The organism is Staphylococcus auricularis (assembly GCF_001500315.1).
Taxonomy (GTDB): Bacteria; Bacillota; Bacilli; order Staphylococcales; family Staphylococcaceae; genus Staphylococcus; species Staphylococcus auricularis.
Genome location: NZ_LLER01000012.1, coordinates 44,309 through 53,687, shown reverse-complemented (window position 1 = coordinate 53,687; position 9,379 = coordinate 44,309). Strand labels below are relative to the sequence as shown.

Genomic DNA, 9,379 nt, shown 5'->3' with positions numbered 1-9,379 from the left:
GGACTTTGACTCCGTCACGCGCTGGTTCGAATCCAGCTAGCCCAGTTATTGGCGGCATAGCCAAGTGGTAAGGCAGAGGTCTGCAAAACCTTTATTCACCGGTTCAAATCCGGTTGCCGCCTCCATGTCTTTTTTATATGCGGGAGTAGTTCAATACTTAGAACATGTTCCTTCCCGGAACAAGATATAGGTGTAAGTCCTATCTTCCGCTCCATTTAAATTTTATGCGGGAGTAGTTCAATACTTAGAACATGTTCCTTCCCGGAACAAGATATAGGTGCAAGTCCTATCTTCCGCTCCATATAAAATTATGCGGGAGTAGTTCAATTCTCAGAACAGATTCTTTCCCGGAATAAGATATAGGTGTAAGTCCTATCTTCCGCTTCATCATTATTTTGGAGCATTTTTATTATATATATTTAGCCGGTGTGGCGGAATAGGCAGACGCGCGGGACTCAAAATCCCGTTCCTTCATTGGAGTGTCGGTTCGAGACCGACCACCGGTACTTTTATACCCAAATAGAACATTATAGAGTCTTAAAATCCCGTAATCACGGGATTTTTCTTTATAGCTTTTTATTGAATATAATTTTTTTGGTCAAATCGTGGTCAAATAAGACCAAAAATGAAAATTTTGACTGTAATTTGACCAAAATTTGACCACAAATTCTTGTATCCCTTGGGAGAGTAGGAGTTTGAGAATCATAAATTTTCCATTTTTTCTATGGTTCTATGATTTTCTTCTTCCAGTGATTCTTTTAGTAAATGCCCATATTTATTTAATGTAACAGATATATCCGAATGTCCTAATCTTTTGGATATGTAGTATATATTTATACCTTCATGTATAAGATATGAGGCATGTGTATGCCGAAAGGCATGACTTGTTATATTTCTATCGATATTTAGATGCTTGCACGCTTGCTTCACCGCCTTATTCACAGTTGTGTTGGTTATTTGTTCTCCGTTATGTGTAAACAAGTAGCCACTAATTGGGATAGGGCGGTTATTTGCGTAATTAAGTAAAATGTTAATCAATTTGTCTGTTACTGCAACATGTCGTGGGGCACTATCGTTTTTAGTACCATTCAAAAATAGTTCTCCTTTTTGTTTGTTTATATCTTTTTTAGTTAGATTTATACAGTCGCTAAAACGCCCACCTGTTTCGATCATCATTAAAATAATGTGAGTTGATGGGGCAAGATATTCGGTCTTGCTTTCAAAGTAATGCTTGATTTTTTTGAGTTCGTGTATATTTAGGTACTTGTCTTGTTCTTTTTTATAATGTGGCTTTTTGGATACAACTTGTGCATCGAAAGTAAAAACTTTTTCTTAAAAAACCATCATAAACTGCGTGTTCCACAACCTTGTTACACAATGAATGAACGCGCCCTAGCTGATCTTGGGATAAAGTATCTATATAACGGGTTAAAAATTTCTGGTATTCTTCTCTTGTTATTTTATTTATTTCTTTTTCTCCAAAGTACGCATTTACTTTTTCATATATTCGTATGTAATGTCTGTATGTTTGTTGTGATACATAATCCTTTTTATAGATTTCTATCCAATCATACATATATTTGGAAAATGCGATGGCACTTTTTTTCTCTTCGCTTTTGAGTATTTCAATGTATTTTTCATTAGCTGCTGCTTGTGCTTCTTTTTTAGTTTTAAAGCCTGTTTTACGAAATCTCTTGTCATCAATACGCATATCATATGCCCATGTGTTATTTCTTTTTACTATTTGCATTCTAAATCCCTCCTTAAAGGCAAAAAAATAGGGGATGCACTTGGCATCCCAGCTACTTTTGCTGAATAGCAGTAATTTATATCTTTCTTTGAAGGTGTATATATACTGTAACACTTTATACATTATTTATCAATAGGATAATCAAAAATCTGAAGCCATCGATAAACTTGTTGCAAGTGGAGCTTTCACTCGTAATGAAGTTAGAAAACTCACAGGTTTTGATACTGTGGACGATCCTGAAATGGATGAATTTATTTTGACTAAAAACTACGAGACTAAATCTGATAAAGAGGAAGAAGAGCCCCAAATTAAATTTTAAGGAGGTGATTTTGTGGAAGATAATGTCATTGATATTTATGGTTATATCGATTCAGTATCTATGGATGACAATATCGTTAGCCCACAGCATATCAGCAAGCAATTAAAGAAAATGCAAGATGCTGGAAATATTACGGTTAATATAAATAGTAATGGTGGCGATGTGTTTAGTGGTATTGCGATTTACAACATGCTAAAAAAACACCCTGCGCATATCACCGTTAATATCGATGGTATTGCTGCTTCTATAGCGAGTGTTATTGCAATGGCAGGAGATCAAATAAATATGCCGGGGAATGCAGTGATGATGATTCACAATGCATGGTCTGTGATGGAAGGCGACTCTAAAAAAATGAAAAAGCAAGCTGAAAATCTGGAACGTATAAATGATTTAATTTTCAATAGTTATCTGAGTCGAAAACTAGAAATGGATAAAAAAGAACTCCAGTCTATGATGGATGAAGAAACATGGATGACTGCAAGAGAAGCGAAAAAATATGGTTTCATAGACAAGGTAATTGCAGACAGCAAAGCTGCCGCGACCATTAACGGCATATTTTGGGGAGGTGAAATGATGAGAAAATATAGAAATTTTAGAAACGAAGAAGAAGAACCAGAAACAGACAGAGAACCTACAGCAGAAGATGTTGTAGAAATGTTACAAGAAATCCTTGATACAGTTAAAGACATCAAAGATAAAGTGGACGGTGAAGAAGATAACGAAGAGGAAGAAAAAGACGAAGAAGGGGCACAAAACAGTTTTGCCCGTTTATTTAATTCTATGAAGTAAAGGAGTATTTAAATGATTAATTTTAATGAAAATGAAAAATTTAAAAATTCACAAGAAATTTTTAAAGAATTTGCTAAAATGGATAAACACAACACAGACCAAGAGATTCAAGATAAATACGCTGAGTACATGAACGCTTATACAGATGATTTAACAAATGCTATTCGTTCAGATATTCAAACAGAAAACTCAGATCATGCCGTACTGAACGCACGTGGCATGCATACATTAACCAATGAAGAGAAAAAGTTCTACAATAAATTAGTTTCAGACGAAGATGTCAACACTGACGTCCATTGGAAAGATGAATACTTACTACCTGAAACGATCGTTGATCGTATTTTCGAAGATTTAGAAGAAGATCATCCGATTTTACAATATATCAACGTACAACGTACTGGATTAAAAACAAGAGTGATCCGTTCAAATCCTGAAGGTCAAGTTGTATGGGGCAAAATCTTCGGTGAAATCCGTGGTCAATTAGATGCAACATTCTATGAACAAGACATTTCACTTGGTAAAGCGACAGCATTCGTTGTTGTACCAAAAGACTTAGCTGATGCAGGTGTTCAATGGGTAGACCGATATGTACGTACGCAAATCAAAGAAGCTTTCGCTGTAGCCATTGAAAAAACAGCAATCTTAGGTAAAGGTAAAGCGAAAGATGAACCTGTTGGATTAATGAAAGAAATTGATCGAACAACAGGTGCAGTTAAAGATAAAGAAAGCGTAGGCACAATTACATTAAAAACACCAGAAACAGCAATAAAAGAATTAAATGTCGTTATCGCTAACCTATCTCTAAAAGAGATTTATGACAAAAATGGCGAAGTTAAAAAACGTAAAAATGTGAATGTGTTAAATAATGTTGTCATTGGTTTAAATCCAGCTGACTATGTTTATATTTTAGGCGCATTCATGCAAGTGAACAATGGCCAATTTGTAAGTCCTGTGCCATTTAACATTATCTTTGTCACAAGTGAATTCATTCCAAAAGGTAAAGCTGTGGCATTTGATAAACAACGTTATTTAATGGGCGTAGGTTCAGAAAGCATTGTACGTAAATTCGATCAAACACTTGCCTTAGAAGACTGTGACGTTTATACAGCAAAACAATTTATTTATGGTGAACCTGAGGACCATTATACTTCTATTGTTTTAGACGTAGATTTCACTTCTCATGGTGCACCTGTAAACGAAGACTCTCAAGAACAAAAAGACCCATCAGAAGTCGCTGACAATTTAGACTCACTTAACGAAACGTTAAACGGTGATCAAACTAACGATACACCAGAAGCCTAGTGAGGAGTGATCAACGATGGCAAAATTCAAAGTGTTAAATCGATTCAAAGATTTAGAACAAAACAAAATTCATGAAAAAGACGATACGATTGATATTACAGTAAAACGGGCGATTGATATTACAGTAAAACGGGCGAATGAGATTAAAGACAAATTAAAATCTTATGATCGCCCTTTTTTAGAACGCATTCCTAAATAGTGATGCATTTGGTAGATGATGAATTAGTCGAACAATTTAAAGATCGTAATCGTATTTTTTATGATATTGAAAATGAACGAATTAAAAATGATTTAGAACTGTCTTACCAAGACATTCAAGGTAAGTGTGGGGTCTTTGATTTGAACGATGAACCTGTTGGGCGTGAATTAGTTTTGGAACGTACAAGATATGTTTTAAATGATCAGTTAGAGCATTTCCACGATAATTTTTTATCAATGATTCTGCAATTTCAATTTGACAATATGGATGTGACTTTTGATGAATAAAAATAAATGGATCACGGGCGGCGATATGCGTACTCCTGTAATTTTTTATGTTGCAAAACCTTATGATGGCCCCGAGCCAGGTGAAAAAATCGAAGAGGTTTATTATAAATGCTTTGCTGATGTACATCCACCTTCTGTTAAAGATTTAGATATGACAGATCATGAAGCTTCAATCACTTTAGAAACCTATTTTCCACTTGGTTATGATATTACAGATGATATGTATTTTGAAATTGATTTGCCAAATTATAAAAATCAACATTTTAACATTCGTAATATTGAGTCTGATATAAACCATATGAAAACTGTTAAGTTGATTGGGGTTCATAAATCATGAGTATCAAAATTGAAGGAACGCATGAACTCATTAAGAAGTTAGAGAAAAAATACGGAACCTCTCAAGTAGATAAAGTGACAAACACTTCGCTTGAAAAGGGCGCTGAATATTATGAAGGGCAAATCAAAAAGAATTTTGAAACCTTTAAAGACACTGGCGCGTCTATAAAAGAAGTCACGCATACAGAACCTCATTTTATTACTGGGAATGTTAAACAAGTATTAATTCATTGGAAAGGCTCGATGAATCGTTATGCAATTATCCATCTGAATGAATGGGGGACGGTTAAGAATCCAAACCCACGAGGTAAAGGGATGCTATTAAAAACCGAAAGAGAGTCAAGAAAACCGTATTTGAATATCGTGAGAGAGGAGCTAAGAAAGCATTTATGATTGATATGATATCTATCATTCATAGTTATTTGATACGTAATGACGCGATTGATAAGCATTGTCGTGGGCGTATTAAGTTCTATGATTATCCTGAAACTGCTGAAGCTGATGCCCCTCACATATTGATATCGCCGATCGGTTCACCTATGCCAGGTGAATTTGGTAGTAACAAAGAACTGACAACGAATTACGTATTTCAAATTGATGTCAGGGGAAGAGATAGAAAACTGGTTGCATTTTTGCAAGATGAAATTAAAAAGGTTATGTGGTCAATTGGGTTTTATACCATCGGAGGGACAGACCAATATGATTCGGAGCTTGATAAGTTCTTAAACGGTCGTCGCTATGAAGGCGAGCCATACACAAATGAAGAAGTGAAACATATAGATACAGACATTGCTCACATAGAATAGTGTGGGCTATTTTTTATGGAAAAATAAAGGAGGAATAATAAATGGGAAAATATAATTCATCTACAGGTTTAGAAAGATTTTATTATGGTGTATTAGATTCTAATGAGAAAGTAAAAAATGTAAAAGTTGTTGACTACTTAAAAGAAATTTCATTAGAATTTGATGAAGATTTGGAAAAAGCATATGGTTCAAATAAAGTAGCAGAAATCGCTAAATCAAATGGCGAAACGTCATTATCTGCGACTTTCCATCGTTTACCAATTGAGGCGCAACAAGATTTATTAGGATTAGTTCAACATAAAAGTTCAGATGGCGTGTACGGATTCTCAAATGCGACAGGTATTAATTATACCGCTTGTGTATTTGCACGTACCATGGAAGACGGATCTAAAGAATGGTTCGGTCTGGGTAAAGGCGTATTCACTCGTCCAGCTAAAGAAGGGCAAACAAAAGAAGATGGTGTAGAATTCGGTGAAGATGAAATCGAAGGTCAATTCATGGAAACTGATTTGGGTGGCTTTGATGATCAGCTAGCGGTTATTATGGCTTACGACGAAAAAGGACAAACTCAAGGACGCGATACAGTCTTCCAATCTGTTTTCGGAAAATCTTACAGTGAAGTGACAGAGGATTTAACTAAAGTTGAAGATAATTCTGAAGCTTCACAAGGTGGTAACGAAGATTCAGAAGATAAACTTAAAGATATATTAGAAAATATGAATCGTGATGAGATTTCTGAAGCGGTTTTCGGCAAACCGTATGACGAAGTATTAAAACAATTATCACCAAATTCTGAAGCAAGCGCAGAAAATAGCGAAGCTACGCCAAGTGAAGCAGTGACAGAATCTCCAAGCGGAGAAGCAGCATCAGAAATATATCCAAATACTTCAGAACAATAAGTAAACAGTTAAATATGATTAAATACACATTAATTTAAAGAGGCGATATCAAATCGCCTCTATTATTTTGTAAAAAGGAGAATAATTAATGGCTAAAAAATATATTGAATTAAGAACAGAAGATGGAAAGAAAAAACGTTATAACGCACCTACTTTTATTAAAGGTAGTGTAGCACGTGAAGGTTTAGCACTTGGTAAAAAGCTTGAAAAACAAGAGAAAGATTTCGACCCAGATATTATGTTAGAGCTCTATCAATTTATCGCTGATAAATTATACGAAGGAAAATTTAGTGCTGAAGAATTTGAAGATGGTATTGATGCGAGAGAAATTTTAGGAGTTGCAATGGAACAACTAACTCAATCATTAGGCGACCCCCAGGAGAATTTGAAATAGACGATAGCGATTTAAAAGATGATGATTTTTCCTTTACGAAGCAAAAGGAGTATTTTGATGCTGTCGTATCTGAACTATATAAAATGGGTTATAAAGACCATGAGATTCAACAGGCAGATTTTTATGAAATGATACGAATCATAATGCAAACAGGTGATAAGCAAAGCAAAACAACACGCGTTAAGAAAAATGAGAGCCTTATTGGTGCGATTACTGGGAAAGACCCAAGAAAAAAATAAAGAAGGGAGGTTAGTATATGGCTGAACAATATGATGGTGTCACGATAAAACTCGGATTAAATACGGCAAATATTGATCGAGGAATGCAAGCATTGTCTCGTAAAATGAAAACGTTGAACTCCGAGATAAAATCACATTTAAGTGCCTTTGATATGGCCGAGAAGTCATCAGATAAATATAATGGTAAAATTAAAATTCTGAACAAGCAACTTGAGACGCAAGGTCAAAAAGTAGCGTCTGCTGAAAATAAATTGAAGTCGTTAAAAGGCGAACAAACGAAGGCGAACGAGAAAATAGCGGAGTCATCTCAAAAATTAGAGAAAACGAAAACTACTTGTGATAAAATCTATGATGAAGATAACGATAAACAGATCGATTTGATTATCTTCGGCGTATTAATTGCAAGCCTAGACTTATTGTTATTCAGAAGATATAATAAAAAAGAAGAAAAGTAATAAGTGGTGTTCTATAGAATAATTAAAATTTCCTGGTTTACTAGTTCATTTACTTCAATTAATTTTGACTGTTAAAAACATTAAATCACTACACGTATTTAGTCAAAATGGATTTTTAGTTTCGGCTGGTCGACTTAGGAGTCTCAGACGTATATGCAATCTTATTAAGCAACTTTACTTGATAATTTAGGTTGAGTTAGCTTTTCTTAATGCGTTTATAAAGTCTAGAAACCATAAAGAAACTATTTTTAAATAAGCTAAAATTACGATAAGTATGACACATGCTTAATCAATTTTATTTTCTAGTTAATATATTATAGTTTCACCTTTATTTAAATTATTTTTATTTTATTTATTATATATTTTTATAAAATATAATTTTAAATGTAATAAATATTTTTTATCAATAAAATATAGCGTGTCTAGAAACTTTAATAAGTTTTAAATCAAAACTCAAATCACTAATAACTTGATAGCGGTATATACTAAAGGGGCATAATTTACTGAATAATCTAAAAAGTATCTAGAGTTTTTATAAATTCTAAAAGATTTTGACATCCGAAACTCGTAAGTATTATTTATTTTTTGTCTTTAGTTAATAACTTCACATTTCTTTATAGTAATTTAGAGCTGTATATCGACAATAATTTGTAACTTTAATATGATATTTATTGAATTCTTGATTTAAGTGTTGAACGATATGAAGGAGATAAAAGTTAATTATTACTTACGTTAGGAAAGACTTTTTAATTAGATTAACTAAATTTGCATAATCATGTTGAACACATGTGATTATATTATGTATAATGTAAAAAAAGAGCACTAATGCGTGGTGTTCTTATTATAAAAAAGGAGTGGTATTTATGAGAAGAAAGCAAAGCAAAAGATTAGACTTTTTGCCAAATGCTCAGAATAAGTATTCAATAAGAAAATTTGCTGTGGGAACAGCATCCATATTGGTTGGAGCAACATTAGTTTTTGGATCAGGTCATGAAGCCCAAGCTGCAGAGGAAGAATCGGATTCTAGTACTCAAGAAACAAGTACGAATGAAGAAGTACAGATATCAGGCGGATTTCAAACTATAGGTGAAGCCTGGGATCCTTCATTAGCACCAGAAACAGGAGATGCTGCTGAAGGCGAAGGTGAAGCCTGGGATCCTTCATTAGCACCAGAAACAGGAGATGCTGCTGAAGGCGAAGGCGAAGCCTGGGATCCTTCATTAGCACCAGAAACAGGAGATGCTGCTGAAGGCGAAGGTGAAGCCTGGGATCCTTCATTAGCACCAGAAACAGGAGAAAATGGGGACTCTCAACAAGGTATTTCAAATAAGGAAATGACTACTAATGCTAAATCTAGTGCGCAAGATGGAACACAAGCAAAAGTATTACCTGACACTGGCCAAGATGAAGCGATATTTGGAACTACTGTTTCCGGTACTTTAGCTTTAGGTCTTGCCGCAGTTTTATTCGGATCACGTAGTAGAAATAAAAATAAACAAGGGTAACATAAACAAACTCACTTATGAGAATGGCTACTTGTTATTGCCGCAGTTCAATATAATTTTAAACTAAGTGGTGGGATGGCGAAAGCCATCCCATTTTTT

Annotated in this window: 14 protein-coding genes and 4 tRNA genes; 16 read left to right on the top strand and 2 right to left on the bottom strand. The window is 34.4% G+C overall.

All coding sequences use genetic code 11. The features are described 5' to 3' along the window. The first annotated feature begins 50 nt into the window (after positions 1-50). The 4 genes from APS80_RS07730 to APS80_RS07720 all read left to right on the top strand — a co-directional run bounded on the left by APS80_RS07730 (position 51) and on the right by APS80_RS07720 (position 506). Positions 51-125: transfer RNA gene (locus APS80_RS07730), tRNA-Cys, on the top strand. A gap of 14 nt (positions 126-139) precedes the next feature. Then, positions 140-214 (top strand) — tRNA-Gly (locus tag APS80_RS10760). Between the two features lie 12 nt (positions 215-226). Next, a tRNA-Gly gene (locus APS80_RS07725) sits at positions 227-301 on the top strand. Positions 302-422: 121 nt separating this feature from the next. Continuing rightward, positions 423-506: transfer RNA gene (locus APS80_RS07720), tRNA-Leu, on the top strand. Between the two features lie 196 nt (positions 507-702). Here APS80_RS07720 and APS80_RS11045 read toward each other — a convergent pair. Both APS80_RS11045 and APS80_RS11040 read right to left on the bottom strand, forming a co-directional pair. Further along, positions 703-1,236 (bottom strand): tyrosine-type recombinase/integrase, encoded by a 534-nt coding sequence (locus APS80_RS11045; protein WP_232234390.1) that lies wholly within the window; start codon positions 1,234-1,236, stop codon positions 703-705. A 43-nt stretch (positions 1,237-1,279) separates the two neighbouring features. Next, on the bottom strand, positions 1,280-1,750 hold the full coding sequence (locus APS80_RS11040; protein ID WP_232234385.1) for a tyrosine-type recombinase/integrase: 471 nt from the start codon (positions 1,748-1,750) through the stop codon (positions 1,280-1,282). 331 nt (positions 1,751-2,081) lie between these two features. Here APS80_RS11040 and APS80_RS07710 point away from each other — a divergent pair, with 331 nt between their 5' ends. The 12 genes from APS80_RS07710 to APS80_RS11115 all read left to right on the top strand — a co-directional run bounded on the left by APS80_RS07710 (position 2,082) and on the right by APS80_RS11115 (position 9,280). Further along, on the top strand, positions 2,082-2,858 hold the full coding sequence (locus APS80_RS07710) for a head maturation protease, ClpP-related (protein WP_059107704.1): 777 nt from the start codon (positions 2,082-2,084) through the stop codon (positions 2,856-2,858). A 12-nt stretch (positions 2,859-2,870) separates the two neighbouring features. Beyond that, positions 2,871-4,160: a phage major capsid protein gene (locus APS80_RS07705; protein WP_083498190.1), complete on the top strand. Its 1,290-nt coding sequence runs from the start codon at positions 2,871-2,873 to the stop codon at positions 4,158-4,160. A gap of 16 nt (positions 4,161-4,176) precedes the next feature. Then, complete coding sequence (locus APS80_RS07700; RefSeq protein ID WP_059107703.1) at positions 4,177-4,359, top strand: hypothetical protein; 183 nt, start codon at positions 4,177-4,179, stop codon at positions 4,357-4,359. A gap of 2 nt (positions 4,360-4,361) precedes the next feature. Next, positions 4,362-4,646, top strand: coding sequence for a hypothetical protein (locus APS80_RS07695; protein ID WP_225310012.1), 285 nt, complete (start codon positions 4,362-4,364; stop codon positions 4,644-4,646). Next, complete coding sequence (locus APS80_RS07690) at positions 4,639-4,983, top strand: hypothetical protein (RefSeq protein WP_059107701.1); 345 nt, start codon at positions 4,639-4,641, stop codon at positions 4,981-4,983. The genes APS80_RS07695 and APS80_RS07690 overlap by 8 nt, the downstream gene beginning before the upstream one ends. Beyond that, the gene (locus APS80_RS07685; protein WP_059107700.1) at positions 4,980-5,375 is read left to right on the top strand and encodes a hypothetical protein; all 396 of its coding nucleotides are present in this window, start codon (positions 4,980-4,982) and stop codon (positions 5,373-5,375) included. The genes APS80_RS07690 and APS80_RS07685 overlap by 4 nt, the downstream gene beginning before the upstream one ends. Then, positions 5,372-5,788: a hypothetical protein gene (locus APS80_RS07680; RefSeq protein WP_059107699.1), complete on the top strand. Its 417-nt coding sequence runs from the start codon at positions 5,372-5,374 to the stop codon at positions 5,786-5,788. The genes APS80_RS07685 and APS80_RS07680 overlap by 4 nt, the downstream gene beginning before the upstream one ends. Before the next feature lie 41 nt (positions 5,789-5,829). Further along, positions 5,830-6,687, top strand: a complete 858-nt coding sequence (locus APS80_RS07675) for a major tail protein (RefSeq protein WP_083498189.1) — start codon at positions 5,830-5,832, stop codon at positions 6,685-6,687. Between the two features lie 88 nt (positions 6,688-6,775). Then, on the top strand, positions 6,776-7,081 hold the full coding sequence (gene gpG, locus APS80_RS07670; RefSeq protein ID WP_059107698.1) for a phage tail assembly chaperone G: 306 nt from the start codon (positions 6,776-6,778) through the stop codon (positions 7,079-7,081). A gap of 83 nt (positions 7,082-7,164) precedes the next feature. Further along, positions 7,165-7,320, top strand: a complete 156-nt coding sequence (locus tag APS80_RS10865; protein WP_169791260.1) for a hypothetical protein — start codon at positions 7,165-7,167, stop codon at positions 7,318-7,320. Between the two features lie 17 nt (positions 7,321-7,337). Beyond that, the gene (locus APS80_RS07665) at positions 7,338-7,775 is read left to right on the top strand and encodes a hypothetical protein (protein ID WP_059107697.1); all 438 of its coding nucleotides are present in this window, start codon (positions 7,338-7,340) and stop codon (positions 7,773-7,775) included. A gap of 863 nt (positions 7,776-8,638) precedes the next feature. Next, positions 8,639-9,280, top strand: coding sequence for a YSIRK-type signal peptide-containing protein (locus APS80_RS11115; RefSeq protein ID WP_059107696.1), 642 nt, complete (start codon positions 8,639-8,641; stop codon positions 9,278-9,280). The last annotated feature ends 99 nt before the right edge of the window (positions 9,281-9,379 follow it).

Coding starts and splice junctions, on each gene's coding strand:
- APS80_RS07665 (WP_059107697.1), top strand. CDS start 7,338: ATGGCTGAACAATATGATGGTGTCACGATAAAACTCGGATTAAATACG.
- APS80_RS11040 (WP_232234385.1), bottom strand. CDS start 1,750: ATGCAAATAGTAAAAAGAAATAACACATGGGCATATGATATGCGTATT.
- APS80_RS07680 (WP_059107699.1), top strand. CDS start 5,372: ATGATTGATATGATATCTATCATTCATAGTTATTTGATACGTAATGAC.
- APS80_RS07690 (WP_059107701.1), top strand. CDS start 4,639: ATGAATAAAAATAAATGGATCACGGGCGGCGATATGCGTACTCCTGTA.
- APS80_RS07700 (WP_059107703.1), top strand. CDS start 4,177: ATGGCAAAATTCAAAGTGTTAAATCGATTCAAAGATTTAGAACAAAAC.
- APS80_RS10865 (WP_169791260.1), top strand. CDS start 7,165: ATGGGTTATAAAGACCATGAGATTCAACAGGCAGATTTTTATGAAATG.
- gpG (WP_059107698.1), top strand. CDS start 6,776: ATGGCTAAAAAATATATTGAATTAAGAACAGAAGATGGAAAGAAAAAA.
- APS80_RS07695 (WP_225310012.1), top strand. CDS start 4,362: ATGCATTTGGTAGATGATGAATTAGTCGAACAATTTAAAGATCGTAAT.
- APS80_RS07705 (WP_083498190.1), top strand. CDS start 2,871: ATGATTAATTTTAATGAAAATGAAAAATTTAAAAATTCACAAGAAATT.
- APS80_RS11115 (WP_059107696.1), top strand. CDS start 8,639: ATGAGAAGAAAGCAAAGCAAAAGATTAGACTTTTTGCCAAATGCTCAG.
- APS80_RS07675 (WP_083498189.1), top strand. CDS start 5,830: ATGGGAAAATATAATTCATCTACAGGTTTAGAAAGATTTTATTATGGT.
- APS80_RS07685 (WP_059107700.1), top strand. CDS start 4,980: ATGAGTATCAAAATTGAAGGAACGCATGAACTCATTAAGAAGTTAGAG.